The 25,331-nt window shown below is 64.6% G+C and carries 29 protein-coding genes; 22 read left to right on the top strand and 7 right to left on the bottom strand.

Going from position 1 to position 25,331, the window contains the following annotated elements; translation table 11 throughout:
* Nucleotides 1-28 precede the first annotated feature (28 nt).
* Genes B0E48_RS11490 through B0E48_RS11480 form a run of 3 tightly spaced genes read left to right on the top strand, consistent with a single transcriptional unit; the run spans nt 29 to nt 1,326 of the window.
* On the top strand, nt 29-352 hold the full coding sequence (locus B0E48_RS11490) for a YbaB/EbfC family nucleoid-associated protein (RefSeq protein ID WP_077441864.1): 324 nt from the start codon (nt 29-31) through the stop codon (nt 350-352).
* A 6-nt stretch (nt 353-358) separates the two neighbouring features.
* Nucleotides 359-961, top strand: coding sequence for a recombination mediator RecR (recR, locus tag B0E48_RS11485; protein ID WP_077518424.1), 603 nt, complete (start codon nt 359-361; stop codon nt 959-961).
* Nucleotides 962-981: 20 nt separating this feature from the next.
* Nucleotides 982-1,326 (top strand): histidine triad nucleotide-binding protein, encoded by a 345-nt coding sequence (locus B0E48_RS11480; protein ID WP_077518214.1) that lies wholly within the window; start codon nt 982-984, stop codon nt 1,324-1,326.
* 59 nt (nt 1,327-1,385) lie between these two features.
* Here the strand turns inward: B0E48_RS11480 and B0E48_RS11475 are convergent, their stop codons facing one another.
* From B0E48_RS11475 to B0E48_RS11450, 6 genes are all read right to left on the bottom strand, one after another.
* The gene (locus B0E48_RS11475) at nt 1,386-1,976 is read right to left on the bottom strand and encodes a Slp family lipoprotein (protein ID WP_077518423.1); all 591 of its coding nucleotides are present in this window, start codon (nt 1,974-1,976) and stop codon (nt 1,386-1,388) included.
* Nucleotides 1,977-2,023: 47 nt separating this feature from the next.
* Nucleotides 2,024-3,997, bottom strand: a complete 1,974-nt coding sequence (locus B0E48_RS11470) for a DUF3488 and transglutaminase-like domain-containing protein (RefSeq protein WP_077518213.1) — start codon at nt 3,995-3,997, stop codon at nt 2,024-2,026.
* The gene (locus B0E48_RS11465; protein ID WP_077518212.1) at nt 3,994-4,947 is read right to left on the bottom strand and encodes a DUF58 domain-containing protein; all 954 of its coding nucleotides are present in this window, start codon (nt 4,945-4,947) and stop codon (nt 3,994-3,996) included. The genes B0E48_RS11470 and B0E48_RS11465 overlap by 4 nt, the downstream gene beginning before the upstream one ends.
* The gene (locus B0E48_RS11460; RefSeq protein ID WP_077518211.1) at nt 4,947-5,888 is read right to left on the bottom strand and encodes a MoxR family ATPase; all 942 of its coding nucleotides are present in this window, start codon (nt 5,886-5,888) and stop codon (nt 4,947-4,949) included. Before B0E48_RS11460 ends, B0E48_RS11465 begins: the two co-directional genes overlap by 1 nt.
* 69 nt (nt 5,889-5,957) lie before the next feature.
* Nucleotides 5,958-6,557 carry a Maf family nucleotide pyrophosphatase gene (locus B0E48_RS11455; protein WP_077518210.1) on the bottom strand — a complete coding sequence of 200 codons (600 nt, stop codon included), beginning with the start codon at nt 6,555-6,557 and terminating at the stop codon, nt 5,958-5,960.
* Nucleotides 6,554-7,009, bottom strand: coding sequence for a hypothetical protein (locus tag B0E48_RS11450; RefSeq protein ID WP_077518209.1), 456 nt, complete (start codon nt 7,007-7,009; stop codon nt 6,554-6,556). The genes B0E48_RS11455 and B0E48_RS11450 overlap by 4 nt, the downstream gene beginning before the upstream one ends.
* Nucleotides 7,010-7,193: 184 nt before the next feature.
* Between B0E48_RS11450 and B0E48_RS11445 the strand changes: the two genes are divergently transcribed.
* The 3 genes from B0E48_RS11445 to B0E48_RS11435 all read left to right on the top strand — a co-directional run bounded on the left by B0E48_RS11445 (nt 7,194) and on the right by B0E48_RS11435 (nt 9,068).
* The gene (locus tag B0E48_RS11445) at nt 7,194-7,673 is read left to right on the top strand and encodes a YceD family protein (protein ID WP_077518208.1); all 480 of its coding nucleotides are present in this window, start codon (nt 7,194-7,196) and stop codon (nt 7,671-7,673) included.
* A 69-nt stretch (nt 7,674-7,742) separates the two neighbouring features.
* Entirely contained in the window at nt 7,743-7,937 is a 195-nt protein-coding gene (gene rpmF / locus B0E48_RS11440; protein ID WP_077441856.1) for a 50S ribosomal protein L32, read from the top strand.
* A gap of 156 nt (nt 7,938-8,093) precedes the next feature.
* Nucleotides 8,094-9,068: a beta-ketoacyl-ACP synthase III gene (locus B0E48_RS11435; protein WP_077518207.1), complete on the top strand. Its 975-nt coding sequence runs from the start codon at nt 8,094-8,096 to the stop codon at nt 9,066-9,068.
* On the opposite strand, the gene B0E48_RS17790 is transcribed toward B0E48_RS11435, so the two are convergent.
* The gene (locus B0E48_RS17790) at nt 9,062-9,211 is read right to left on the bottom strand and encodes a hypothetical protein (protein WP_168170344.1); all 150 of its coding nucleotides are present in this window, start codon (nt 9,209-9,211) and stop codon (nt 9,062-9,064) included. The two genes, B0E48_RS11435 and B0E48_RS17790, sit on opposite strands and share 7 nt — an antisense overlap.
* On the opposite strand from B0E48_RS17790, the gene fabD reads away from it, so the two are divergent.
* The 16 genes from fabD to B0E48_RS11355 all read left to right on the top strand — a co-directional run bounded on the left by fabD (nt 9,210) and on the right by B0E48_RS11355 (nt 25,324).
* On the top strand, nt 9,210-10,157 hold the full coding sequence (gene fabD, locus B0E48_RS11430; protein ID WP_077518422.1) for an ACP S-malonyltransferase: 948 nt from the start codon (nt 9,210-9,212) through the stop codon (nt 10,155-10,157). The two genes, B0E48_RS17790 and fabD, sit on opposite strands and share 2 nt — an antisense overlap.
* A 56-nt stretch (nt 10,158-10,213) precedes the next feature.
* A complete protein-coding gene (gene fabG / locus B0E48_RS11425) occupies nt 10,214-10,957 on the top strand; it encodes a 3-oxoacyl-ACP reductase FabG (RefSeq protein ID WP_077518206.1) in 744 nt (247 codons plus the stop codon).
* Between the two features lie 202 nt (nt 10,958-11,159).
* Nucleotides 11,160-11,399, top strand: a complete 240-nt coding sequence (gene acpP, locus B0E48_RS11420; RefSeq protein WP_007805185.1) for an acyl carrier protein — start codon at nt 11,160-11,162, stop codon at nt 11,397-11,399.
* A 237-nt stretch (nt 11,400-11,636) separates the two neighbouring features.
* A complete protein-coding gene (fabF, locus tag B0E48_RS11415; protein ID WP_077518205.1) occupies nt 11,637-12,875 on the top strand; it encodes a beta-ketoacyl-ACP synthase II in 1,239 nt (412 codons plus the stop codon).
* Nucleotides 12,876-12,877: 2 nt separating this feature from the next.
* Nucleotides 12,878-14,224, top strand: a complete 1,347-nt coding sequence (locus tag B0E48_RS11410; protein WP_077518204.1) for an aminodeoxychorismate synthase component I — start codon at nt 12,878-12,880, stop codon at nt 14,222-14,224.
* Complete coding sequence (gene pabC, locus B0E48_RS11405) at nt 14,224-15,051, top strand: aminodeoxychorismate lyase (protein WP_077518203.1); 828 nt, start codon at nt 14,224-14,226, stop codon at nt 15,049-15,051. Before B0E48_RS11410 ends, pabC begins: the two co-directional genes overlap by 1 nt.
* Nucleotides 15,048-16,079: an endolytic transglycosylase MltG gene (gene mltG / locus B0E48_RS11400; protein ID WP_077518202.1), complete on the top strand. Its 1,032-nt coding sequence runs from the start codon at nt 15,048-15,050 to the stop codon at nt 16,077-16,079. The genes pabC and mltG overlap by 4 nt, the downstream gene beginning before the upstream one ends.
* A complete protein-coding gene (gene tmk / locus B0E48_RS11395) occupies nt 16,076-16,714 on the top strand; it encodes a dTMP kinase (RefSeq protein ID WP_077518201.1) in 639 nt (212 codons plus the stop codon). The genes mltG and tmk overlap by 4 nt, the downstream gene beginning before the upstream one ends.
* The gene (holB, locus tag B0E48_RS11390) at nt 16,711-17,646 is read left to right on the top strand and encodes a DNA polymerase III subunit delta' (RefSeq protein WP_077518200.1); all 936 of its coding nucleotides are present in this window, start codon (nt 16,711-16,713) and stop codon (nt 17,644-17,646) included. The genes tmk and holB overlap by 4 nt, the downstream gene beginning before the upstream one ends.
* A complete protein-coding gene (locus tag B0E48_RS11385; RefSeq protein WP_077518199.1) occupies nt 17,637-18,629 on the top strand; it encodes a PIG-L family deacetylase in 993 nt (330 codons plus the stop codon). The genes holB and B0E48_RS11385 overlap by 10 nt, the downstream gene beginning before the upstream one ends.
* A 183-nt stretch (nt 18,630-18,812) precedes the next feature.
* The gene (locus tag B0E48_RS11380; RefSeq protein ID WP_254423938.1) at nt 18,813-21,692 is read left to right on the top strand and encodes an EAL domain-containing protein; all 2,880 of its coding nucleotides are present in this window, start codon (nt 18,813-18,815) and stop codon (nt 21,690-21,692) included.
* Nucleotides 21,693-21,798: 106 nt separating this feature from the next.
* Nucleotides 21,799-22,152, top strand: coding sequence for a PilZ domain-containing protein (locus B0E48_RS11375; RefSeq protein ID WP_077518198.1), 354 nt, complete (start codon nt 21,799-21,801; stop codon nt 22,150-22,152).
* A 273-nt stretch (nt 22,153-22,425) separates the two neighbouring features.
* Nucleotides 22,426-22,782, top strand: a complete 357-nt coding sequence (gene ndhC / locus B0E48_RS11370; RefSeq protein WP_077443814.1) for an NADH-quinone oxidoreductase subunit A — start codon at nt 22,426-22,428, stop codon at nt 22,780-22,782.
* Nucleotides 22,773-23,330 (top strand): NADH-quinone oxidoreductase subunit B, encoded by a 558-nt coding sequence (locus B0E48_RS11365; protein WP_077518197.1) that lies wholly within the window; start codon nt 22,773-22,775, stop codon nt 23,328-23,330. The genes ndhC and B0E48_RS11365 overlap by 10 nt, the downstream gene beginning before the upstream one ends.
* 9 nt (nt 23,331-23,339) lie before the next feature.
* Entirely contained in the window at nt 23,340-24,068 is a 729-nt protein-coding gene (locus B0E48_RS11360) for an NADH-quinone oxidoreductase subunit C (protein ID WP_077518196.1), read from the top strand.
* A 26-nt stretch (nt 24,069-24,094) separates the two neighbouring features.
* Nucleotides 24,095-25,324, top strand: a complete 1,230-nt coding sequence (locus B0E48_RS11355) for an NADH-quinone oxidoreductase subunit D (protein ID WP_254423956.1) — start codon at nt 24,095-24,097, stop codon at nt 25,322-25,324.
* The last annotated feature ends 7 nt before the right edge of the window (nt 25,325-25,331 follow it).

Raw genomic sequence — 25,331 nt, 5'->3', positions numbered from 1 at the left:
CCCTGAAAGTTGAAGCCGGAGCAGTGTGATGAGAGGACAGATCGGTCAGCTGATGCAGCAGGCCCAGCGCATGCAGGAAGACATGAAGCGTGCGCAGGACGAGATCGCCAAGCTGGAAGTCACCGGCAGCGCCGGTGGCGGCCTGGTCAGTGTGGTGATGACCGGTGCGCATGAAGTGCGTCGCGTGCAGATCGACCGGCAGACGTTTGCCGACGACCCGGAGATGGCCGAAGATCTGGTCGCTGCCGCGATCAACGACGCAGTGAACAAGGTGGCCGAGGTCAGCAAGAACAAGCTCGGCGGCGTCACCGCCGGGATGAACCTGCCGGCCGGCTTCAAGATGCCGTTTTGATTGATCGTGAGCAACGGATCCAATCTTCTTGCTGACTTGATCGAAGCGCTGCGCTGCCTGCCCGGCGTGGGCGGCAAGAGTGCGCAGCGGATGGCCTTCCATCTGCTGGAGCGTGAGCGTGAGCGCGGGCTGAGACTTGCCGCCGTGCTGGAGCAGGCGATGCAGCGCATCGGCCATTGCAGCCAATGTCGCAACTTCAGCGAGGAGCCGCTGTGCTCACTCTGCGCCAGCAGCAGTCGCGACCGACAGGTGTTATGCGTGGTGGAGTCGCCGACCGACCTGGCGGCGATCGAACAGGCCACCGGCTACCGCGGCCAGTACTTCGTGCTGATGGGGCGGCTGTCGCCGCTGGACGGACTGGGGCCGGAGGAATTGGGGCTGGCACAACTCACCCAGCGACTGGGCGAGGGCGAGATCGAGGAGTTGATCATTGCCACCAATCCCACGGTGGAAGGCGAGGCTACCGCGCATTATCTGGCGCAGCTGGCGCGTGCCGGTGGCGTGCGGCCGACCCGGCTGGCACACGGTGTACCGCTGGGCGGCGAACTGGAATACGTCGATCGCAGCACGCTGGCGCATGCGTTCGGCGGCCGACAGTTGCTGGACTGACTCACACGGAGCAAGCGAGCATGAGCGACACCATCTTCAGCAAGATCATCCGCCGCGAGATACCGGCCGACATCGTCTACGAGAACGACGAAGTGCTGGCGTTCCGCGATCTGAATCCGCAGGCACCCGTGCACGTGCTGTTCATTCCCAAGCGGGCGCTGGCCACACTCAATGACGCCACCGAGGCGGATGCGACCCTGCTCGGCAAGTTGCTGCTGGCTGCGGCCGAGTATGCGAAGCAGCAGGGTTTAGCCGAGCAGGGGTATCGCACGGTGCTCAACTGCAACGAGGACGGTGGGCAGACCGTGTTCCACCTGCACCTGCATCTGCTGGCTGGTCGCCGTCTGCACTGGCCGCCCGGCTGAGCGTGGCGAGATGTGGGGATAAAGGAACGCCGGCTTGATGCCGGCGTTCCTGTCTGCGATTACTTGCCTGCCGGCGGCGGAGGTGGCGGCCGTACCACGATCACCCGCGGACCACCGTAGCCGTAGTAGCCACCCCACGGTCCGCCCCAGTACGGGCCGAAGCCAGGGCCCCAGAACGGATCGTAGTAACCCGGCGGGTAAGCCGCGTAGGCGACACGTTTCGGCCACAGGTAGACCACATCGGCCTCCACACGCGGGTAGGCGTAGTCGTAATCGCCCACCTTCTGCGACACCGCGCCGTGGAGTGTGCCGGTCACCGTCAGCTCGCGTCCGCGAGTGAATACTTCCGGATCATAGAAGCCGGCGCGGCAGGCAACGAAGCGTCCCTGATTCTCCCCGGCGTTACCGCCCTGCGGACGGGCCTCGCTGTCCAGCGGACGCGACAGCAGGTAGAAGCAGGTTTCCTGCTGACCCGGTTCGGTCTTGATGATCTCGCCACCCCAGCGCACGCGGGTGCCCCCGGCGCCGCCCTGCTGGGCACTGGTAGTGGAGACGTCGGTATAGGTGCCTTGCAATGGTTGGGGAATCGTGGCGCATCCGCCCAGCAAGGCGATCGCTGCAGCGAGGGTAAGGGGGCGGTACAGTGACATGACTGCTTCTCCATCAAGGGCGATGGCATGCGCCATCGCGTCGGTTTTCATTTGACCACGCGGACGACCCGAAAATCCCGTGCCGCGCGTTGAAAGTCTCGCAACGATTCAGGCGGCGGTTCGTCATGGGCATAGCGCAGTTCCAGGTAACACCTCATCAACATGGCGAGTTCGTCGCGCTGCCCCGGTAGCGCACGGGCGGCACGGCTCAGGTAATGCTGCGGACCTTCGCTGGGCCGGCGCACGACACCCCTGCGCGCCAGCTTCCGCTCCAGTTCGCGCAGCGCGGCACGCAACGGGTCGCGTGCCTGCCGCCGCAACAATGCCCAGCCCAGCCCGATCGCAATGAACAGCACACTGCCGATCGCGAGCAAGGCACCCAGCGTCTTCGTGTCGGCATCACGGATGCCGAATGGCGTCAGCAGGCCGCGCTGGCGCACTGCATCGAAACCGATAACGCCTTCACCCCACCAGCGGTTGACGATGTCCCAGTGATTGCGCAGACCTTGCAACCAGTCATTGCGATACCAGGCCAGTTGTTCGCCCGCGGCCGCAGCCGCGCCCAGCGAGACCCGCTCCGGGCGTACCGCAGCGGTAGGGTCGACGCGTACCCAGCCACGTCCAGCCAGCCACACCTCGCTCCAGGCATGGGCGTCGGAATAACGCACCAGCAGGTAATCGCCCACCTGGTTCCAGTAGCCGCCCTGGTAGCCGGTGACCACCCGCGCCGGGATACCGGCGGCGCGCATCAGTACGGTGAACGCCGACGAATAGTGTTCGCAGAAGCCCTCACGGGTATTGAACAGGAAGTCGTCCATCGCGTCGCGGCCCAGCGGGGCCGGCGACAGGGTGTAGCTGAAGCCGCCATCATGGAACAACGCCAGCGCAGTCTGCACGATCGCGGCATCGTCATTGCCGTAGCGCTGGCGCCATTCGCGTCCGAGTGCGAGGGCCCGCGGGTTGAAGCCGACGGGTAGGGACAGCCCGCGCTGGCGCGCCTGGATGCCGAGTTCCGGTTGCAACCGGTATTGCACAGCTGATTGTGCCGTATAGGTGAGTGGATCGTTGACCGGCCTGTCGGCCATGACCACATGATCCTGGCGCAGCCTTGCACCCTCCGGCGCATCGACTGGCACATCCAGCATCGGCAGCACGCGTTGGTGCGTCGGCTCCATGCTGATCTGGTACTTAATAGTGTGGCTGGTCAGCAGCTCGACCGGTGCACGATAGACGAGATCCACGTAATTCCAGTTGGTGCCGTCGTAGTCCCACATGACATAGGCACGGAAGTAGCGCTGATCCGGCGGTGGTGGCGTGCCGCCGAAACTTACCCGCAGTGCGGGGCGGTCATCGGTGAGCAGGTCGGTAAAGTTGCCCGGCGACATGCGGTCGCTCAGTCCGGTGCGGGCTTCTCGGGGTGACGGGGCGCCCCACAGCGGTGAGCTCAGTCGCGGTACCAGCAGGAACGCCAGCAGCGCCAGCGGCAACGCCGCCGCCAGCAGGCCGAGGCCCGGCAGCAGGGATCGTCGCAGCGTCATGGGTGTCTGCGCCGGTTCCAGTGCGCGCAAGGTCGCCAGAGCCGGCAGCAAGCCGAGCGCGACGATCACGGTGACAATGAGTCCCTGATCGAACAGCAGTGCCGTCATCAGCGCGAAGCAGGCGAAGCCGATGCCGACGCGGACATCGCGAGCGGATTCGGTCTCCAGCAGTTTCAGGATCAGCAGGCCGATGGCGAATGCCGCCCCTGGCTCGCGGCCGAAAATGCTGCCGTAATAAGTAATCACAGCCAGCGTCAGCAGCATCAGCAGCGGCAACTTGAGCCAGCGCGGCACGCGCCCGGCGCGCTGGCGCCGTTGCCACCAGCGCCAGCCCAGCAGCAATGCCAGCGTGATGTCCAGCCACCATGGCAGATGTGCTGCGTGCAGGCCGAGCACGAAGGCCGTGGTCAGACTCAGCAGATCGAAGCTGCGGATGTCGATCGGTGTCTCGCTGCGAGCCTTGCGCGATGGCGGCGCGATCATGGCAGTTGCGCCAGTGCATTCATGCAGCGCGCGTAATGCAGCGGGCCACTGCCACTGGCGATCTCATCGCCGGGCAGCCACAGGCTGTAATTGCGTTGTTGCGCCTGGGCTTCGCCCAGCCAGCGGGCCAGCCGCGCGATGCGCGCTTCGTGGTCCAGCCCGGGCAACTGGCGCCAGTCCAGCTGCCATTGCGGGCGGCTTTGCGGTTGCTCGAAATCCTTCACCAGCAGGTTGGCATGACGGGCACTGGCCTTCCAGGCGATGTGTCGCTGCGGGTCGCCCACGCGGTAATCGCGCAGTGCAGCCAGTTCGTCGCCTTGGTGCAGGCGCATGTGGCGAGCGTCGTCAGCAGCGGCGTGCGGTGGTGGGCCGGCTGCTTCTGGTCGCGGCCAGACCAGCACCGACTGTTCTGGATGCAGCCAGCTCCAAGCGCGAAACAGGCCTAGCGGCCAACTGCTCCACAGGCGCAGGCGCGGCAGCATCTGCCAGCCACGGTGCGCGGTCGGCAGGGTCAGTTTCACCTCGGCTGATCCGCTCGCGCCGATGGCGAAGGCGGTGCGACTGTGCTCGAGGTCGACCCGGATTGCGCTGCGGTTGCGGCGGGAGTCGAACACCAGCATGAGCTCGATCGGCTGGCCGGCAACCGCATGGCCGGCGCGGATGTGGCTCAGCCGCAGCCTGTCGAGGCTGCGAAACGCCAGCAGCATGCTGGTCGCACTGGCGGCACCAAGCAGACAGGTGAGCAGCAGTGCGGCATTGTTGGTGTAGTTCAGTGCACCGACCATCATCACCAGCAGCAGCACGGAAAACCCCAGCCCGAAGCCGGTCGGCACGATATAGATGCGTCGCCGATGCAGTTCGATCGGCAGGTTTTCCGGGCGTCGATAGCGAGTGAGTGCGGGCAGTCGGCGTTCGGCCCAGGTCTGCATGCGCCGCAGGATGTCGCGCATCAATCCACCGCGACCTCGGCCAGCAGCTGCCGCGCCAGCGTGTCGCCGCTGGCTCCTCGGGTCGACAGCAGACGATGGGCGGCCAGCGGCACGAACAACGCCTGGATGTCTTCCGGCAGCACGTGCGTACGACCGCTGAGCAGCGCCCATGCACGTGCTGCGCTCAGTAATGCCAGCCCGGCGCGCGGCGACAGGCCCACTCGGACCTCGGCATGCCGGCGACTGGCGGCGAGCAAGGCCTGCAGATAGTCGAGCAGGGCGGCACTGGCGGTGATCGTCTGCGCCTGCCGATACAGAGCGAGCAGGGCGGCACCATCGAGTTGCGGGGTCAACTGTGCCAACAGGTCGCGGCGATCGCTGCCGGTGAGCAGCGCACGTTCGGCGGCCGCATCCGGATAATCCAGCGACAGCCGCAACATGAAGCGGTCGAGCTGCGAGTCGGGCAGCGGGAAGGTCCCGTTGAGGTCGAGTGGGTTCTGCGTGGCGACGACGAAAAACGGCTGCGCCAGCAGATGAGTCTGGCCATCCACCGTCACCTGATGCTCGGCCATCGCTTCCAGCAGCGCACTCTGGGTCTTCGGGCTGGCGCGGTTGATCTCGTCGGCCAGCAGCAGGCCGGTGAAGATCGGGCCGGGATGGAAACGGAACTGGCCGGTCTCGCGTTCGTACACGCTGACGCCGATGATGTCCGACGGCAGCAGGTCGCTGGTGAACTGCACGCGCTGGAAATCGAGCGCGAAGCTGGCGGCCAGCGCATGCGCGAGGGTGGTCTTGCCGACGCCCGGCACGTCTTCCAGCAGCAGGTGGCCGCCGGCAATCAGACAGGTGAACGCCAGTTTCACCTGGCGCGGTTTGCCCAGCAGAACCCGATTGACCTGGGCCATCGCGGCATCCAGGCGCTGTTGCAGACCTTCATCGCGTAGCGGAGTGATTGCAGACATGGTTTCTTCGATGCGAGGCGGGTTGTGTGGTCGACAGGCAGTGTAGCGACTGTTCGGCGTACCCGAGTTCTACGGCAGCTCGATACCGGCCTCGCGTAGCAGGCGTGCCAGTGCGATCAATGGCAAGCCGATCAGTGCACTGGGATCGCGATTGTCGATCGCCTCGAACAGGCTGATGCCGAGGCCTTCGCACTTGAAGCTGCCGGCGCAGTCGAGCGGTTGCTCGCGTTCGATGTAGCGCGTGATTTCTGCCGCGCTCAAGGTGCGGAAGCGCACGTGAGTGTGATCGACATGGGTGTGCCGATGGCCGCTACGGGTGTCGAGCAGACACAGCGCCGTGTGGAAATGCACTTCGCGGCCGGAGCAGGCCGTGAGCTGGGCGTGCGCGCGTGCGGCCGTGCCAGGCTTGTCGAGGATCAGGCCGTCGAGTTCGGCGACCTGGTCGGAACCGATCACCAACGCACCCTGCTGGCCGTCTGCGGCGGCCTCGGCTTTGGCGATCGCCAGGCGCAGTGCGCGTGCGACCGGGGTTTCGCCGGCCAGCGCGGACTCGTCCGTGCCGGGCGCACATTGCTCGAAATCCGTCGTCAGCCGGCGCAGCAACTCGGCGCGGTAGCGCGAGGTGGAACCCAGCACGAGCCGGGGTGAGAGCGGTGCTGCCGGATTCATGTATCGGACTCGCGCCGGATATGTTCGCGCATGGCGCTGTTCAGGTCGCGCTGGGCCTGGGTCAGCGCCTGCAACAGGGGTTGCAGGCGCTCGTCGGTGCTGCGCATCGAGCGGGCGGCCTCGTCCAGTTCGTGCTGGCCGGCGTGTGATGAGTGGTCGCGAATCCATAGCCGTTGCTGCAGCAGGGCGCGCAGACCGCCGTCGATGGCGTGCCGGGCGTCCTGCTCGCTGGCGGCGGGCAGGTCGGGATTGAGCGACATCACCGCATGCGCCTGCTGCAGGCCGGAACGACAGGTCTTCAGGTCGGCTTCCAGCCGGTCGGCCAGGTCGAGCAGGTTCTGCAGGCTGCGGCTGCGCAGCGCCTGACGTCGGCGCAGGATCAGTCCCCAGCTGGCACCGGCAATCAGCAACACCAGCAAGATGGCGACGCTGAGCGTCAGATAGTCATTCACGGATGGCAGCTCAGGCGGCGAAGGGATTCAGTCTGCCGCATCGGGGCCGGATCAGGCAAAATAAGCCCGGGTAGCAACCGTTCGATGGCTCGGGACAGCCGTGCCAGTTGACTTTAGGCGGCTTCATACCTAACATTTCGCGATTATGTCCGTGACACTGCCAGAGTCCGTGGACGCTTGGCGCATGGTCTCGGCGCGGCGTTCGTTCGAGGGAACGCTACCCATCGCGTCCATGGCACGCCTGTGCGGAGCCCTTGCGGGTACCGACGGCGTGGTGCAGTTCGAGCTGGATTTCGGCTGTGACAGCATGGGCACGAACTATGTGGATGTTCGCGCGCAGGCTTCGCTGGCACTAATTTGTCAGCGCACGTTGGAACCGTTTGTACTGCCGGTGACGGTGAACACCCGGCTCGGCTTGATCAAGCAGGAGCGTGATGAGGCTGGCTTGCCGCCTGATTGCGAACCGCTGCTGGTGGCCGAGGATGGCCGGTTGAATCCGGCGGATGTCATCGAAGACGAATTGCTGTTGGCGCTGCCGCTGATTCCGATCAACCCGGACAGCAGCTTGCCCGACGAAGTGACAGGCCACGACCCGGAAGAAGATTCCGCCGGCGAGGGGCGCTCCGAAAATCCGTTCGCGGTGTTGCGCGAACTGAAGAAGTAACCACCGACCCGGATCATCCGATCCTGGTTTTGTCGAAACAGATCATCAAGTTTCAGTTGGAGAACTACCATGGCAGTTGCCAAGAGCCGCCGTACCCCGTCCACCCGCGGCATGCGCCGTTCGCACGACGCGCTGAAGACCGTGCAGCTGTCCACCGATCCGACCAGTGGCGAAGTGCATCTGCGCCATCACGTCACCAAGGATGGCTACTACCGCGGCAAGAAAGTGATCGAAACCAAGGGTGCGGTGTCGGTCGAGGATTGATCGGTTCGCGGGATCCCTCGGGATTCCTCGATGCGATCATGCGGAACGGCGCGGCGACGCGCCGTTTTGCGTTTATGTCCACCGGAACGTAACGTTGCGGTGCTGTACAGACGCCGCCAAGGCGTTCAATCCTCTGTTTCGTTGATGGATAGCTGAATGTCCCAGATCTACTCCCGCATCATCGCCACCGGCAGCGCATTACCCGAGCGCGTGGTCACCAACGCCGATCTGGAAAAGATCGTCGACACCAGTGACGAGTGGATCCACACCCGCACCGGCATTCGCCAGCGCCATATTGCTGCCGACGGCGAGACCACCGGCGATCTGGCCTTCCTTGCCGCGCAGCGTGCGCTGGAAGCGGCTGGCGTCAAGGCGTCCGAGCTCGACCTGATCGTGCTCGGCACTACCACGCCGGACATCATCTTTCCGTCCACTGCCTGCCTGGTGCAGCACCGGCTGGGTGCGAACGGCTGCGCGGCGTTCGACGTCAACGCGGCTTGCTCGGGTTTCGTCTACGCGCTGGGCATTGCCGACAAGTTCATCAAGAGCGGGCAGTCGAAGAAAGTGCTGGTGATCGGTGCCGAGACATTGACCCGGATGGTCGACTGGACCGAACGCGAAAGTTGCGTGCTGTTCGGCGATGGTGCAGGTGCCGTGGTGCTGGAAGCTTCCAGCGAGCCGGGCATCTATGCCACTTGCCTGCATGCCGATGGTGGCTTCAAGCATCTGCTGTACAACCCGGTGGGCGTCTCGGTCGGTTTCAACGACGAGCCCAACCATGGCGTGCGCATCAAGATGTCCGGTCGTGAAGTATTCAAGGTTGCGGTGAAGACGCTCGACTCGCTGGTCGATGAAACCCTGCAGGCAGCTGGCATGGTCGAATCGGACATCGACTGGCTGATCCCGCATCAGGCGAACCTGCGCATCATCGAAGCGACCGCCAAGCGGCTGAAGATGTCGATGGAGCGGGTCATCGTCACGGTCGACAAGCACGCCAATACCTCGTCCGGTTCGGTGCCGCTGGCGCTCGATTACGCGGTGCGTTCGGGCAAGGTGCAGCGCGGCCAGAACTTACTGCTGGAAGCGTTCGGCGGCGGCTTCACCTGGGCCTCGGCGTTGCTGCGCTACTGAGTCACGCTGGTCCAAGCTTTCTCGACGATGCCGCCTTCGGGCGGCATCGTGTTTTTCCGCCCCGCAAAATAACGAATACAGCTGCGTATGGGCGGCGATACTGGCACCATGGCGGTTTTCGTCGACGGGATCTGCGTATCCATGAGTTCAACTTCCGCTTCGCTCGCTTTCGTTTTCCCCGGTCAAGGTTCGCAGTCGGTTGGCATGCTGGCCGAACTGGCTGCTGCGCATGCCGAAGTGCAGGCGACGTTTGCCGAGGCCTCGCAGGGCGCCGGGCTCGATCTGTGGAATTTGAGCGCGCACGGGCCAGAAGACCAGCTCAACCGCACCGAGAACACCCAGCCGGCGCTGCTCGCTGCCAGTGTGGCTGTGTGGCGGGTATGGCAGAAGCTGGGGGGCGCGCAACCGGCGCAGTTGTCCGGTCACAGCCTGGGCGAATACAGCGCGCTGGTCTGTGCCGGTGCCTTGTCGCTGCATGACGCGGCGGCGCTGGTGGCCGAGCGCGGCCGTTTGATGCAGGCAGCCGTGCCGGCCGGCGTCGGCGCGATGGCAGCGATCCTTGGTGGCGACGACGCGCAGATTGCCGCCGTGTGCGCGGAAGTGGCGCAGGGGCAGGTGGTATCGCCGGCCAATTTCAATTCACCCGGCCAACTGGTGATCGCCGGCAATGCCGAGGCAGTCGATCGCGCGCTGGCGCGACTGGCCGAGCTGGGCGTGAAGAAGGCGATCAAGCTGGCTGTTTCGGTGCCGTCGCATTGCGCGTTGATGCGTGATGCTGCTGACAAGCTGGGTGAGCGCATGGGCTCGATCAACTGGCAGCTGCCGTCGATCCCGGTGATGCAGAACGCCGAGGCGCGCAGCTATGGCACGGTCGACGAAATTCGCGGCGCGTTGCAGCGCCAGCTGTACCTGCCGGTGCGCTGGACCGAATGCGTGCAGGCGCTGGCAGCGGGTGGTGCCACCCGTATCGCTGAATGCGGTCCCGGCAAGGTGCTGAGCGGCCTGATCAAGCGCATCGACAAGACGGTCGAGGCGCGCGCGATCGGTGCGCCGGTCGAACTGGATACCGCGTTCGCCGAGTGGGCGTGACCTTCTCGCGTTATGCATGATTTCTTCTATCGATTGAATGTCAGGAACCTCTAAAGATGAGCAAGCCACTGCAAGGTGAAATCGCGCTGGTCACCGGCGCCAGTCGTGGCATCGGTGCGGCGATTGCCGATGAACTGGCCGCGATGGGCGCCACCGTAATCGGCACCGCGACCAGTGAGAGCGGCGCTGCGGCAATCGGTGAGCGGCTAGCTACGCTTGGTGGCTACGGCCGCGTGCTCGACGTCACCAAGAGTGCTGCAGTCGACGCATTGATCGATGGCATCACCAAGGAATTCGGCGCGGTGTCGATCCTGGTCAACAACGCCGGCATCACTCGCGACCAGTTGCTGATGCGCATGCGCGAGGAGGACTGGAACGTCATCCTCGACACCAACCTCAGCTCGGTCTATCGCACTTCCAAGGCAGTGATGCGCGGCATGATGAAGGCGCGCAAGGGTCGCATCATCTCGATCGCCTCGGTGATCGGGCTCACCGGCAATCCGGGCCAGGCAAACTACGCGGCAGCGAAGGCCGGCATCATTGCGTTCTCCAAGTCGCTGGCGCGCGAGATCGGCACACGCGGCATCACCGTCAACGTGGTGGCACCGGGCTTCATCGATACCGACATGACCCGCGCCTTGCCCGAAGAGTCGAAGCAGGCGCTGCTCGGCCAGATCGCGCTGGGCCGGCTCGGCGGGGTAGCCGACATCGCCAAGGCGGTGGGTTTCCTGGCCTCGCCGGCGGCGGCCTACATCACCGGCGAGACCCTGCACGTCAACGGCGGCATGTATATGCCGTAAGGCATGCGCAGGCAGTTGTCGCCAGCGAGCTCGTTTTAGGCGACAATTGACCTTTCGCGTCGGCCCACAGGGGCTGTGCGCTCCTGGTATCACCGGTGGATCGTGGCGGCCTCACGGTTTAGCCACTACAATGCGGCCGGCCTTTTGCAGGCAACGAGCGCCGGCACAGACAAACAATTACACCTTGAGAGGTATGGGCAACATGAGCACCATCGAAGAGCGCGTCAAGAAAATCGTCATCGAGCAGTTGGGCGTGAAGGAAGATGAAGTCACGGCGAACGCTTCGTTCGTGGACGATCTGGGCGCAGATTCGCTGGACACGGTGGAACTGGTGATGGCGCTCGAGGAAGAGTTCGAGACCGAGATTCCGGACGAAGACGCCGAGAAGATCACCACCGTGCAGCAGGCCGTTGATTACATCAAGGCCCACTCCAAGGATTGATCGGTACGCCATTGATCGCTGTGCGCCTGACTGGCCTGCACTCTGCGAGCCAGTCGGTTCATACAGCGATACTGAATGCTGCGCCTTCTTGGCGCAGTTTTCGTTTCTGCATTTTGTAACGTCCGACCCCGTATGGTGCGCAGGATGCGTCCTTGACGAGGCGGATGACGTATCTCCGATCCGTGTCGCGCGGCGCCCGCCCGCGGCGGATTTACGGAATCACCAAGGAACATCAGCATGAGCAAGCGACGTGTGGTAGTGACCGGCATGGGCATCATCTCGCCGGTCGGCAACGAACTCGCCAGCGCCTGGGAGCGTGTCCTCAAGGGCGTCAGCGGAATCGGCCCAGTCACCCATTTCGATACCTCCGCTTATTCCACGCGCATTGCCGGCCAGGTCTGTGGTTTCGATCCGGCGCAGTGGATGCCGGTGAAGGACGTCAAGAAGATGGACCCGTTCATCCACTACGGTGTGGCGGCGGGTACCCAGGCCTTGCGTGATTCCGGGCTGGAAGTGACTGAGGCGAACGCACCGCGCATCGGTGTGGCCGTTGGCGCCGGTATCGGTGGTCTGTACACGATCGAAGCGACCACGCTCGAACTGGCCGCCAAGGGTCCGCGCCGGGTGTCGCCGTTCTACGTGCCCAGTTCGATCATCAACATGGTCTCGGGCCAGCTGTCGATCATGTTCGGCCTGAAGGGGCCGAATATTGCTTGCGTCACAGCGTGCACCACGGCGACCCACAACATCGGTCTGGCCGCGCGAATGATCCAGTACGGCGATGCCGATGCGATGATCGCCGGGGGCGCCGAGTTCGCCACCACCGGTACCGCGATGGCCGGCTTCTGCTCGGCCAAGGCGATGTCCACCCGCAACGACGACCCGACCAAGGCCAGCCGTCCGTGGGACAAGGACCGTGACGGTTTCGTGCTGTCCGACGGCGCCGGTGTGCTGATGCTGGAGGAGTACGAGCACGCGAAGGCTCGTGGCGCGCGGATCTACGCCGAATTGGCAGGCTTCGGCATGAGCGGCGATGCATTCCACATGACCGCGCCGAGTGAGGGCGGCGAGGGCGCGGCGCGCTGCATGCAGAGCGCCTTGAACGATGCCCAGCTTGCCCCTGCCGACGTGCAGTACATCAACGCGCATGGCACCTCTACGCCACTCGGCGATCTGGGCGAAGTCATGGCGGCGAAGAAGGTGTTCGGCGATCACGCCTACAAGCTGGCGATGAGTTCAACCAAGTCGACCACCGGTCATCTGCTGGGTGCAGCCGGCGGTGTCGAGGCGATCTTCACCATCCTGGCGCTGCGCGATCAAGTGTTGCCGCCGACGATCAACCTGGACGAGCCGAGCGAAGGCTGCGATCTGGATTTCGTACCGCATACTGCGCGCGAAGCGAAGCTCGACGTGGCGATCTCCAACTCGTTCGGCTTTGGCGGTACCAACGGCACGCTGGCATTCCGTCGCGTCTGAGTGTGACCTGCCATCGTCGTATCCTGGCCGGCCGGCGCGATTTGCTCGCGCCGGCCGCTTCGTTTCCGCAGCGCTATCCGTGCCTGCTGGAAAGCGTGGTGCGCGGTACCGCGCAATCGCGTTACGACATTCTGTTCGCGTTTCCGGGTGATCGGCTCACGCTGCACGCGGACGGCCGTCTGTGCGATGGTGCCGGGAATCTGCAGAGTGGGCGTTTCCTCGATGCGCTGGACGCAGCCTGGCAAGCCGAACGATTGCCCGCTGCCGACGATGAGCTGCCATTCCATGGTGGCTGGGTCCTGCTGCTGGCGTACGAACTGGCCGGCGAGATCGAGCCGAAGCTGAAGTTGCGACCGCCGTCGGCGTTGCCGGTGGCACTCGCCGTGCGTTGCCCGGCTGCGGTGATCGTCGACCATGCGCGCGACTGCACGATCCTGCTTGCCGAACTCGGCCATGAGGAACTGCTCGATGCGCTGCAGTCCGATCTTGCGGCAACCCCGCTGATTCCGTCGTTGCCTGCACCGACCGGGTGGGAAGAAGATGCGCCGCCATTGTTTCTCGATGGTGTTGCACGCATCCACGAACACCTTTACGCCGGCGACATTTTCCAGGTGAACCTGTCGCGCGCCTGGCGCGCGCGTTACGCGCAGCCACCCACGCCGGCATCGTTGTATGCCGTGCTGCGCCAGGCCAATCCGGCCCCGTTTGCCGGCCTGCTGCAGCAACCGGAGTGGGCGGTGGTGAGTTCTTCGCCGGAGCGACTGGTCGAGGTACGCCGTGGCGTGGCGCAGACCCGGCCGATCGCTGGCACGCGACCACGGCTGCCTGGCGATGACGAGCTGGCCCGCATCCGCGAATTGAGCGCGCATCCGAAGGAACGCGCCGAACATGTGATGCTGATCGACCTGGAGCGCAACGACCTCGGTCGTGTCTGCGTGCCGGGCACGGTCGAGGTCGACGAATTGATGGCGGTGGAGAGTTACGCCCACGTTCACCACATTGTGTCCAATGTACGGGGCCGTCTGCGTGCTGAGGTGACACCCGGTGAAGTCATCGCCGCCACCTTTCCCGGCGGCACCATTACCGGTTGTCCCAAGGTGCGCTGCATGGAAATCATCGCCGCCTTGGAAGACGCACCGCGTGGTGCCTATACCGGCGCGCTGGGCTATCTCGATCGCAACGGTGACCTCGACTTGAATATCCTGATCCGCACACTGACTCTGGCCGGCGATGAAGTCAGTCTGCGCGCCGGAGCCGGCATCGTCGCCGATTCGGTGGCGGCGCTGGAATTGGATGAAACCCGCGCCAAGGCCCGTGGGCTACTGCGTGCGCTGGGAGTACCGGACTGATGACCGCACGCGTGCTGATCGACGGCGCGGCGGCCGATCGGGTTCCGGCACTGGATCGCGGGCTGGCCTACGGCGATGGCCTGTTCGAGAGCATCCGTTTCGTCGGTGGCGTGGCGCCGTTGTGGTCACGCCACATGCAGCGGCTCAGCGAAAGCTGCGAACGCCTGCGGATACCGGCACCTGATACGGCGCAACTGTGGCGCGAGGCCCTGGAAGTCATCCGCGACATGCCGCTGGCCGTGGTGCGCATCACCGTGACCCGCGGTGTCGGCGAGCGCGGTTACGCGTTGCCGGTATCGCCGCAGCCGATGCGCGTGGTGGCAGCTTTCGCACCGCCGCAGGTCATGGATTCGGCGTATGCGCAGGGCGTACGCATGCGCATCTGCGCTATCCGGCTGGCCGAACAGCCGCTGCTAGCCGGCATGAAACATCTCAACCGGCTGGAACAGGTGCTGGCACGTGCCGAGTGGGACGATCCCGCGATCGCCGAAGGTGTGCTGTGCGATAGCCGCGGCCGGGTGATTTCAGCGACCATGGCCAATCTGTTTGCCGTCGTCGATGGCGTGCTGCTGACACCGGCGCTGGATCGTTGCGGGGTGGCCGGCGTGGGCCGTGCCGAAGTGCTGGCGATGTATCCGCAGGCACATGTGGGTGAACTCATGCTGGATACCCTGCTGGGGGCGAGCGAGGTTTTTCTCAGTTCGAGCGTGCGCGGCATCCTGCCGGTACATTCACTGGGTGAGCGGGCGTATGTGCCAGGCGCACTCACACGCCAGCTGCAACTGCACTGGCACAATCTCGGTTTTTCGATGGAGCAGGGCGGATGAGTCACCGATCGATGCGCGGACGCGCATGGCCATGGATGCTGCTCATGCTGCTGGCGGTTGCCGGCGCGCTGCTGTACGGCTGGAATGATTTCAGCCGCTTCAGCAATGCGCCGTTGCAGGTGGCCACGCAGGGCGACAGCATCGATATCGGTCGCGGCACCAGCTTCAGAAACATCGTCGGCGAACTGAACCAGCGAAAGCTGAGCACGGCCAGCCCGTGGTACTGGCGACTGCTGGCCGAACAGATGCGTGTAGCCGGCAAGTTGCACGCCGGCGAGTACGCGCTGGCCGTCGGCATCACGCCGCGCCAGCTGCTCTCCAACATGGCGGCTGGCAAGGTGCTGCAGCGAAACTTCACCATCGTGGACGGCTGGACTTTCGCGGATCTGCGCCAGGCGCTGGCCAAGGCCGACAAGCTCGATCACAACAGTGCCAGCCTGGACGATGCGACGATCATGCAGAAGATCGGTGCACCCGGCGAGGCACCGGAAGGGCGTTTCCTGCCGGAAACTTACGCCTATGTGAAAGGCGACAGCGATCTGGACATCCTCAAGCGCGCACACGTCGACATGGTCAAGACGCTCGATGCGCTGTGGCCTGGGCGCGACAAGGATCTGCCGCTGGCCACGCCGTACGACGCGCTGATCCTGGCCTCGATCGTGGAGAAGGAAACCGGTCGTGCCGATGAGCGTTCGCGGATCGCCGGCGTGTTCGTGCGGCGGCTGGAAAATCACATGCTGCTGCAGACTGATCCCAGCGTGATCTACGGCATGGGCGCGAACTATGCCGGCAATATCCACAAGAGCGATCTCACCACCGACACGCCGTACAACACCTATACCCGACCGGGCCTGCCGCCGACGCCGATTGCACTGCCGGGCCGGCCGGCGCTGCTGGCCGCCCTGCACCCGGCGCCCGGCACCGAGCTCTACTTCGTCGCCCGTGGCGACGGCGCCCATGCGTTTTCCAGCACGCTGGAGGAACACAATCGCAACGTCGACTGTTACCAGCGGAAGCAGTGTCCATGAGCGCGGCACGCGGAAAATTCATCACGCTCGAAGGTGGCGAGGGTGCCGGCAAGAGCACCCTGCTGGCCGGGCTGCGCGCATGCATCGAGCAGCACGGCATTGCCTTGGTGCAGACACGCGAACCCGGTGGCACCCGGGTCGGTGAAGCCGTGCGCGCCATCGTGCTCGATCCGGCGCAGCGCGAACTGGCCGCCGAAACCGAATTGCTGTTGATGTTCGCCTCGCGCGCGCAACTGGTGCACGAAGTGATCGAGCCGGCTCTGCGTGCTGGCCAATGGGTGCTCTGTGATCGTTTCGCTGATGCCAGCTACGCCTATCAAGGCGGTGGTCGCGGTCAGCCGGACTCGCGCATAGCCGTGCTGGAACAGTGGGCCTGTGCGGGTATCAAGCCCGACCTGACCCTGCTGCTCGATCTGCCGGTGGCGACCGGGCGTGCCCGCGCCGCGGGGCGTGGCGCTGCGGACCGCATCGAGGTGGAAGCCGACAGCTTTTTCGAGCGTGTGCGCGCGACGTACCGCCAGCGCGCCGCGGCGGAGCCGGATCGCTTTCGCACGATCGATGCCAGTCAGTCGCCAGCGGCCGTGCTGCAGGTGGCGCTGGCCGCAATGGATCATCTGTTCGAGGCCACGGCATGAGCGCGATGCCCTGGCATGCGGAACACTGGTTGCGGCTGCAGGGGCGACGCCAGCGCGATGCGCTGCCGCATGCGTTGTTGCTGTGCGGGGCCGCCGGCCTCGGCAAGCGCGCATTCGCCCAGCGCTTCATGCGCGGACTGTTATGCGAGCGTCCGATCGATGGCGAAGCCTGCGGTGCTTGCCGCAGCTGCCTGCTGATGACGGCAGGCACGCATCCGGATGTGATCACGCTGAGCTTCGGCTTGCGCAAGGACGGCGTGCAGCGCAGCGAGATCGTGGTCGAACAGATCCGTGAATTGTCGGCGCGGCTGGCCATGCGCAGCCAGTTCGGTGGTTGGCAGGTAGCCATGATCGATCCGGCTGACACGATGAACACGGCGGCCGCCAACGCGTTGCTGAAGACGCTGGAGGAGCCCTCCGCGCAAACCATGCTGTTGCTGCTCGCCGATGCGCCATGGCGCATGCCGCAGACCATCCGCAGCCGTTGCCAGCGGATCGAGTTTCAGCTGCCGGCGACTGCCGACGCCTTGGCATGGTTGCAGGCCGAGGACGTGCGTGATCCTTCGGCTGCGCTCACTGCCGCCAGCGGCAATCCGGGTCTGGCGCATGCCTGGGCCCAGGAAGGCGCACTCGATCGACGGCTGGAAGTGCGCAAGGATCTGGCCGCGCTGGCCGCCGGTCGCGGTCAGCCGACCGAGGTGGTCAAGCGCTGGCTGGACAGCGAGCCGGCACAGCGGCTGTGGTTTGCCGCCCAGGCCACCGCCGACGAGATCAGGGCACGGGCTACCGAAAGTACCGGGCCGCTCGCCAGTGCACTGGACGTCGAGGCACTGGGTCATTGGTACAACGCGGTCAATCGTACCCGCGAGGGCCTGCGTGGTCCGTTGCGCGGCGATCTGTTGTTGCTGGAACTGCTGGCGCAATGGCGTTGACGGAAGTCGCCGCGCGCGCGTTGCCCGGGTGGCCGCCGTTTTCCGGAAAGACCCGCTTGCTGGTGGTGGCGCCGCACCCGGATGACGAGACGATTGCCACCGGCCTGCTGATCCAGCAGGTACGGGCTGCCGGCGGCGAAGTCCGGATCCTGCTGTTGACTGCTGGCGACAACAACCCGTGGCCACAACGCTGGCTGGAGCGGCGCGTGCGAATTCGCGACGCCGACCGGCAGCGTTGGGGGCAGCGCCGTCATGCGGAAATGCGGCAGGCGCTGCAAGGACTGGATCTGCCGGAATCGGCACTGGAAGGCATGGGTTGGCCGGACATGGGTCTTACCGGCTGTCTGTTGCAGCCGGGAAGCACGGCTGTACCCGCGCTGGCCGCGGCGATCGGCCGGTTCCAGCCCAATCTGATCGCGCTGCCCGCGCTGGATGATCATCATCCTGATCACAGTGCAGCGCACGTGCTGGTCCGGCTGGCGTTGGCGGGGCAGGGCGAGCCGCCGCCATTGCTGACGTATCTGGTGCACGGCCATGCGCTGGATGCCGGATTCATCGCGATCCGCGGCTCCCTCGAACAGGCTGCGAGCAAGCAGGCGGCGCTTGGCGCGCATGCGAGCCAGATGGCCTTGAGCGGTCAGCGCATGCGTCGTCTGGCTGCGCGACCGGAGCGATATATCGAGGTGGTGGCACCCTCGTCCTCCAGCCTGCCGTGGCAGCCGCCCGTCTGGCTACAGCCATGGTTGCGCTTGAGCATCGTCAGCCCGACCGGTACGCAGAGCTGGAGCTGGCGCGATGCGCCATTGCAACGCGACCAGCACGGCAGCTATCGACTGGCGCCAACGGTTCAAATATCAGGTCAACCGCAGTTCGCCAGACTGGCATCGACGCTGCCATCGCCGTGGATCTTCGACCACTGGGGCTGGTGCGAATTGCGACCCATCACCCATCACGATGATGCCGTCCTTGCATCGATCGGTTGACAGGGCTAGCTTGGCGGGCAAGGGGAGCAGGACAGGGGAAAGGTGGCGGAACATGACGGCACGGCTGCGTGAATGCGCCGACGCCCGGAGCATCGTCCAAAACCGGTAACGATTCCAACCGACCGGACGTCTCTCAGATCGAAACAGTCATCGCTGATTCCATCCACTGACGATTCATCGCGTATGCACAATCCGGATCAGAACTCGATGCAGATCGATGCGGGCATGGCGGCCGCATCCAGCGAGAGCTTCTATGCGGCGCTGTCCGAGATCGGCCAGTTGTTGGTGCGCTCGCTCGACCCGCCGGTGCTTTACGAGGCGGTCATCGAGGTACTCGAGCGTCGGATCGGTGCGCGCTTCGTGATGGTGGGCGAACTGGATCGCGACAGCAGTCGGTTCCGGCGGATCGCGCCGGCACGGGTCGCCTCCGGCATGGACGATATCTATCCCGAAAGCATGTCGTTCTCCATCGCGCGACCGGCGTTCTGGCAGGGCGCACCACAGGTGGAGAGCGATATCCGGCATACGCCGGGCCTGGAAATGTTCCGCCCGGCCTACCTGCGGCACGGAGTGACCTCGGCGATTGCCGTCCCGGTACTGAAGTTTGGTGAGGTGTGTGCTGCGCTGGTGATACGGTCATCGCACGCCAGCTTCTTTTCTCCGCAGATGATCGAGTTGCTGCAGCAGTCGGCGGCAAGCATCGGGCTGGGGCTGGAAGCGCACGGACAGCGGATGCGGCTGCTGCAATCGGTGCATGACGAGGCACGCCAGCGACACGCGCTGCGCTTGCTCAGCGAGATGATCAAGCTCGCCACGCACAGCGTGGACGAACAGGTGTTGCTGGCTGAGGCCTGCCGCGTGGCGCGGCGTACCGGCGGATATCAGGTAGCCTGGATCGGTCTGCTGCCGGAAGATGCCGGTGCAACCTTGCAGCTGTGTGCCCATGACGGACTGGCTGCCGGGATAAGCACGGAAGCCCGGCTCGACCTGGACGATACCCGGCATGCCGACGAGGCTGCTGTGATGGCCTTGGCAACAGGGCAGGCCCAGATCAGCCATCGGCTGTCGTCGGGGCGTGTGGACTGGCCGTCCGGGTCCGACATGGCGGGAGTGCATGCATTGCTGGCGCTGCCGCTGCGGGTGGATGGGGCGATCATCGGTGTATTCGTGATTGGTGCGGCCCGGGCAGACGCCTTCACCACGGTCGAGGTCCAGGTTTTTTCGGAAATGACGGTCGAGCTTGGCCTCGGCATCCAGATGCAGCGCGCACGCGCCGCGCGGGTTGCTGCGGAACAGAATCTTCGGCTCAACCTGATCCACTTCCGCACCATCCTGTCGAACCAGTACGCGGGCATCCTGGTGATCGACGAAGACAACCGCGTGAAGTTTGCCAATGAGGCTTTCTGTACGCTGTTCGGCCTGTCCGAGACGCCAGCCGAACTGGAGAACCAGCCGGTGGCGGTGATCTATGCCTGCCTGAAACCGACTTATGAGGATCCCGAACGCGAGGTGGCAAGAATCCAGCAGATCCTCAGTCGCGGCGAGCCGGTCGAGGGTGAGGAGATCGCCATGCGGGATGGCCGCATCTACCTGCGCGACTTCGTGCCGATCAGGATTGATGGCGTGCCACAGGGGCGTTTGTGGCAGCAGCGCGATATCACGGAACAGAAGATGCACGAGGCCAGGGTCGAACGGCTGGCGTTCTACGATGCAGTCACCGGTCTGCCGAACCGACGCCTGTTGTTCGAGCTGCTGGAGCAGGCACGGATGCGCGCCAGCAGGGAGCAATTCCAGCTCGCTGTCGGCGTACTCGATCTCGACCGCTTCAAGAACGTCAACGATACGATCGGGCATGGCGGTGGCGATCGCGTGCTGGCCGAGGCCTCGGCGCGGATCCTGGGCATGTTGCGCGAAGCCGACGTGCTGGCCCGCTTCGGCGGCGACGAGTTCGCGCTGGTGATCTCCGGCCTCGACAGTCAGGAACAGCTCGATGTGATCAGCCGCTGTATCCTGCAGGCCCTGCGGGCCCCGTTCAACCTGATGGGCGAGCAGCTGTGCCTGTCCGCCAGCATCGGCTGGACCCTGTTTCCGCTCGACGAGTCCGATGCCGAGGGCCTGTTGCGACATGCGGATCTGGCGATGCATGCGGCGAAGGAAGCAGGCAAGGATCGCGGTTCGTTGTACGAACCGGTGATGGAGCTGGAGCAGCTGCGGCTGCAGGCGATGCGCGAACGGATCGCCCAGGCCCTGCAACAGTCGCACTTGCAGCTGATGTTCCAGCCGATCGTGTTCATCGATGGACTGCCTGGCCGGCATGGAGTGGCCGGAATGGAAGCGCTGCTGCGTCTGAATGACGGCGAGCAGGGACTGGTCGAACCCGCCAACTTCATGCATGTGCTGGACGACCCGCAATTGGCGCGGCCGATCGGCCGTTACGTGCTGGATGAGGCGCTGCGCCGCTGCCAGGCCTGGATGCGGCAAGGCATCTCGATTCCGGTATCGATCAACATCAGCACCCGTCACCTGTTGCATCCGGCCTTCTTCAGCGACATCGACGCCGTGCTGGAGGCTTATCCGGACGTGATGGACGTGGGCTTCGGGATCGAGGTGACCGAGACCGGTCCGTCGATGGATCACGCCGGCGCGAAAATCGTCATCGAGGAATGCCGGCGGCGCGGCATCCGCGTCGGTCTGGACGATTTCGGCACCGGCAGTGCGTCGCTGAGCCACATCCAGCAGCTGGATATCGAGCACATCAAGCTGGATCAGAGCTTCGTGCGCGACATCCTCAGCGACGAACGCAATATGGCCATTGCTGCCGGCGTCATCACCACTGCGCGCATGCTGGCCAAGACGGTGATTGCCGAAGGTGTCGAGACAGCAGAGCAGGGCGATCTGCTGGCCTCGCTGGGCTGCCACCAGTTGCAGGGTTTTTCGATTTCCCGGCCGATGGCGGCCGAAGCGGTTCCTGCCTGGGTCGCTGGCTGGGTGCCACCGGCATCGTGGGGGCGACTGGTGAACGAGCGGCAGTCGCTACTGTCCGGGCATGTCGACCATGCTTGATGCTGCGCAAGAGCCTGCATCGACGGCGGCAGTGGTGCCGGTGGATCGCAGCGTCTAAGATCAACGCCATCGAGCGGGCGGCGGAATCGCCCGGCAGGAGTTCAGCATGAAACCCGTGGCTGCCCGTCAGGGCATCATTTCACTCAAAATCAAGGATGCGGCGTCGCTGTACAACGCGTACATGCCGTTCCTCAAGCATGGCGGCCTGTTCGCGCCAACTGCACAAGCTTATTCGCTGGGTGACGAAGTGGTGCTGCTGGTGACCCTGGCCGAGGAGACCGAGCGACTGTCGGTGGTCGGCAAGGTGGTCTGGATCAGTCCGCTGGGCGCACAGGGCAACCGCACCGCCGGTATTGGCATCCATTTCAACGAGTCCAGCGACGCCGAAGCTGCACGCAGCCGCATCGAGAACATCCTCGCCGGCACACTGACCTCCGAGCGCGCCACCCACACCATGTGATGGCATCACCACGCCATGGCTGCAGCGCATGGCGATAATCCGCATGGCGTCGGCCGTCAAGGCTTGTCGTTGTACCCATGCGCGCTGATACAATGGCGAGATTCGCGAACTCATCTCGCGGAACATCGGACGCTTGCGGCTTCAACGCCTGCAGACGTGGCTGGGCGACCCATGGTCGTGCCGGTCTGCCGAATCGAAGTCGCCGGACCGTGAGTTCAGGGTTTATCCCCCGCGGTCACTGATGCGCCTGATGGCGCGGAGGTAAGTTGCATCGTGCTTGCCGAATACTGGCCCGTTCTGTTGTTCATCGGCGTTGCCACCGGCCTCGGCCTGGTCTTGCTGGCCGTCGGTCTGCTGGTGGGGCCTAGCCGTCCCGAGGCGGAAAAACTCGCGCCCTACGAGTGTGGCTTCGAGGCATTCGAAGATGCGCGCATGCGCTTCGACGTGCGCTACTACCTGCTCGCCATCCTGTTCATCATTTTCGATCTGGAAATCGCCTTCCTGTTTCCGTGGGCGGTGGTGTTCCAGCAGATCGGCATCATCGCGCTGATCGAGATGGCGCTGTTCCTGCTGCTGCTGGTCATCGGTTTTGCCTACGTGTGGAAGAAGGGAGCGCTCGAATGGGAGTGATGTCCAGCTTCGACAAGGTGATGCATAACCCGCAGCCCTTGAACCTTGTCGACGATATCCTGCGCCCGGCCGGCGACAACCCGATCGTGCAGCGCGGCTTTGCCACCACCAGCGTCGATGCGCTGATGAACTGGGCACGCACCGGCTCGATGTGGCCGATGACGTTCGGACTGGCCTGTTGCGCCGTGGAAATGATGCACGCCGGTGCGGCGCGACTGGACCTGGACCGCTACGGCGTGATCTTCCGTCCCAGTCCGCGCCAGTCCGACGTGATGATCGTGGCCGGCACCCTGGTCAACAAGATGGCCCCGGCGCTGCGCAAGGTCTACGACCAGATGCCCGAGCCGAAGTGGGTGATCTCGATGGGCAGCTGCGCGAACGGCGGTGGTTATTACCACTATTCCTATTCGGTGGTGCGCGGTTGCGATCGCATCGTGCCGGTGGACATCTACGTGCCTGGCTGCCCGCCCACGGCCGAAGCCTTGATCCACGGCATCCTGCAGTTGCAGAAAAAGATCCGCCGCACCAGCACCATCGCGCGTTCGTGAGGCCCTGATATGTCCGACACACCTGCGACCTCGCTGGCCGAACGCCTTGCTGCGCGATTCGGCGACACGCTGACCATCAGCACGCAGCGCAACGAAATCACTGCCGAGCTGGCCGCCGCCGATCTGATCGCGGTGGCGACTGCATTGCGCGACGAGCCGGGCTTCCGCTTCTCCGAGCTGGTCGACCTGTGCGGCGTCGACTACCTCGGCTATGGCCAGACCGAGTGGGAAACCAACACCGCCGGTGGCGACGGTTTCTCACGTGGCGTGGAAGGCCAGGCGATGGGGCGTTTCGACTGGGCCGGGCGCCCGCGCGGCAACGACGAGCCGCGTCGGTTTGCCTCGGTGGTCCATCTGTTGTCGATCGAACACAACCGCCGCCTGCGCCTGCGCGTGTTCTGCGCGGACGACAGCATGCCGGTGGTGCCGTCGCTGATCCTGGTGTGGCCGGGTGTGAACTGGTTCGAGCGCGAGGCGTTCGACCTGTACGGCATCATCTACGATGGCCATCCGGACCTGCGCCGCATCCTCACCGACTACGGTTTTGTCGGTCATCCGTTCCGCAAGGACTTCCCGCTGATCGGCAATGTCGAGGTGCGTTACGACCCCGAGCAGAAGCGGGTGATCTACGAGCCGGTGTCGATCGAGCCGCGCGTGCTGGTACCGCGCACCATCCGCAACGACGCCGACCTGATGCAGGCCAAGGCCGAAGCGGCCGACGATTGGCAGAGGAACTGATCGTGCAAGAAATTCGCAATTACACGATGAACTTCGGCCCGCAGCATCCGGCCGCGCACGGCGTGCTGCGCCTGATCATGGAGATGGACGGCGAGACGATCATCCGTGCCGATCCGCATGTGGGCCTGCTGCATCGTGGCACCGAGAAGTTGGCCGAATCCAAGCCATTCAACCAGTCGATCGGTTACATGGACCGGCTCGACTACGTCTCGATGATGTGCAACGAGCACGCCTATGTGAAGGCGATCGAGAACCTGCTGGGGATCGAGGCGCCCGAACGTGCGCAGTACATCCGCACCATGTTCGACGAGATCACCCGCATCCTGAACCACCTGATGTGGATCGGCTCGAACGCGCTCGATCTCGGTGCGATGGCGGTGTTCCTCTACGCGTTCCGTGAGCGCGAGGAGCTGATGGATGTGTACGAGGCGGTGTCGGGCGCGCGCATGCACGCGACCTACTATCGCCCCGGCGGCGTCTACCGCGACCTGCCGGCGCAGATGTCGCAGTATCGCGAGTCGCCGTGGCACAAGGGCAACGACCTCAAGCGCATCAACAGCTGGCGCGAAGGTTCGATGCTGGACTATCTCGAGGCGTTCACTGCCGACTTCCCGTCGAAGGTGGACGAGTACGAAGACCTGCTGACGAACAATCGCATCTGGAAACAGCGCACCGTCGGCATCGGCGTGATCAGTCCGGAGCTGGCCCAGCAGTGGGGCATGACCGGTGTGATGCTGCGCGGTTCGGGCGTCGCCTGGGATCTGCGCAAGAAGCAACCGTACGCGAAGTACGCCGAGATGGATTTCGACATCCCGGTCGGCGTCGGTGGCGATTGCTACGACCGTTATCTGTGCCGCGTCGAAGAGATGCGCCAGTCGAACCGGATCATCCAGCAGTGCGTGAAGTGGCTGAAGGCGAATCCCGGCCCGGTGATGGTCGAGAACTTCAAGGTTGCGCCGCCGTCGCGGGTCGAGATGAAGGAGGACATGGAAGCCATGATCCATCACTTCAAATTGTTCACCGAGGGCTATTGTGTGCCGGCTGGCGAGACCTATGCTGCGGTCGAGGCGCCGAAGGGCGAGTTCGGCTGCTATCTGGTTTCCGATGGCGCCAACAAGCCGTTCCGCGTGCACCTGCGTGCACCGGGCTTTGCCCACCTGTCATCCATGGACACCATCGTGCGCGGCCACATGCTCGCCGACGTGGTAGCCATGATCGGCACCTATGACCTCGTGTTCGGCGAAGTGGATCGCTGAGCCGGCA

The sequence above is a fragment of the Rhodanobacter sp. C03 genome, assembly GCF_002001175.1.
Classification (GTDB): Bacteria; Pseudomonadota; Gammaproteobacteria; order Xanthomonadales; family Rhodanobacteraceae; genus Rhodanobacter.
Note: the sequence above shows the minus strand (reverse complement) of the source record. Positions and strands in the feature narration are given on the sequence as shown.

What these genes read in the sequence shown, in the direction of transcription:
- mltG (WP_077518202.1), top strand. Translation starts at nt 15,048, where the DNA reads ATGAGTCACCGATCGATGCGCGGACGCGCATGGCCATGGATGCTGCTC.
- B0E48_RS11365 (WP_077518197.1), top strand. Translation starts at nt 22,773, where the DNA reads ATGGGAGTGATGTCCAGCTTCGACAAGGTGATGCATAACCCGCAGCCC.
- tmk (WP_077518201.1), top strand. Translation starts at nt 16,076, where the DNA reads ATGAGCGCGGCACGCGGAAAATTCATCACGCTCGAAGGTGGCGAGGGT.
- B0E48_RS11460 (WP_077518211.1), bottom strand. Translation starts at nt 5,888, where the DNA reads ATGTCTGCAATCACTCCGCTACGCGATGAAGGTCTGCAACAGCGCCTG.
- B0E48_RS11465 (WP_077518212.1), bottom strand. Translation starts at nt 4,947, where the DNA reads ATGCGCGACATCCTGCGGCGCATGCAGACCTGGGCCGAACGCCGACTG.
- acpP (WP_007805185.1), top strand. Translation starts at nt 11,160, where the DNA reads ATGAGCACCATCGAAGAGCGCGTCAAGAAAATCGTCATCGAGCAGTTG.
- B0E48_RS11475 (WP_077518423.1), bottom strand. Translation starts at nt 1,976, where the DNA reads ATGTCACTGTACCGCCCCCTTACCCTCGCTGCAGCGATCGCCTTGCTG.
- B0E48_RS11380 (WP_254423938.1), top strand. Translation starts at nt 18,813, where the DNA reads ATGCACAATCCGGATCAGAACTCGATGCAGATCGATGCGGGCATGGCG.
- B0E48_RS11355 (WP_254423956.1), top strand. Translation starts at nt 24,095, where the DNA reads ATGAACTTCGGCCCGCAGCATCCGGCCGCGCACGGCGTGCTGCGCCTG.
- B0E48_RS11385 (WP_077518199.1), top strand. Translation starts at nt 17,637, where the DNA reads ATGGCGTTGACGGAAGTCGCCGCGCGCGCGTTGCCCGGGTGGCCGCCG.
- fabF (WP_077518205.1), top strand. Translation starts at nt 11,637, where the DNA reads ATGAGCAAGCGACGTGTGGTAGTGACCGGCATGGGCATCATCTCGCCG.
- B0E48_RS11360 (WP_077518196.1), top strand. Translation starts at nt 23,340, where the DNA reads ATGTCCGACACACCTGCGACCTCGCTGGCCGAACGCCTTGCTGCGCGA.
- holB (WP_077518200.1), top strand. Translation starts at nt 16,711, where the DNA reads ATGAGCGCGATGCCCTGGCATGCGGAACACTGGTTGCGGCTGCAGGGG.
- B0E48_RS11435 (WP_077518207.1), top strand. Translation starts at nt 8,094, where the DNA reads ATGTCCCAGATCTACTCCCGCATCATCGCCACCGGCAGCGCATTACCC.
- B0E48_RS17790 (WP_168170344.1), bottom strand. Translation starts at nt 9,211, where the DNA reads ATGGATACGCAGATCCCGTCGACGAAAACCGCCATGGTGCCAGTATCG.
- fabG (WP_077518206.1), top strand. Translation starts at nt 10,214, where the DNA reads ATGAGCAAGCCACTGCAAGGTGAAATCGCGCTGGTCACCGGCGCCAGT.
- B0E48_RS11480 (WP_077518214.1), top strand. Translation starts at nt 982, where the DNA reads ATGAGCGACACCATCTTCAGCAAGATCATCCGCCGCGAGATACCGGCC.
- rpmF (WP_077441856.1), top strand. Translation starts at nt 7,743, where the DNA reads ATGGCAGTTGCCAAGAGCCGCCGTACCCCGTCCACCCGCGGCATGCGC.
- B0E48_RS11470 (WP_077518213.1), bottom strand. Translation starts at nt 3,997, where the DNA reads ATGATCGCGCCGCCATCGCGCAAGGCTCGCAGCGAGACACCGATCGAC.
- B0E48_RS11490 (WP_077441864.1), top strand. Translation starts at nt 29, where the DNA reads ATGAGAGGACAGATCGGTCAGCTGATGCAGCAGGCCCAGCGCATGCAG.
- fabD (WP_077518422.1), top strand. Translation starts at nt 9,210, where the DNA reads ATGAGTTCAACTTCCGCTTCGCTCGCTTTCGTTTTCCCCGGTCAAGGT.
- B0E48_RS11375 (WP_077518198.1), top strand. Translation starts at nt 21,799, where the DNA reads ATGAAACCCGTGGCTGCCCGTCAGGGCATCATTTCACTCAAAATCAAG.
- pabC (WP_077518203.1), top strand. Translation starts at nt 14,224, where the DNA reads ATGACCGCACGCGTGCTGATCGACGGCGCGGCGGCCGATCGGGTTCCG.
- B0E48_RS11455 (WP_077518210.1), bottom strand. Translation starts at nt 6,557, where the DNA reads ATGAATCCGGCAGCACCGCTCTCACCCCGGCTCGTGCTGGGTTCCACC.
- B0E48_RS11445 (WP_077518208.1), top strand. Translation starts at nt 7,194, where the DNA reads ATGGTCTCGGCGCGGCGTTCGTTCGAGGGAACGCTACCCATCGCGTCC.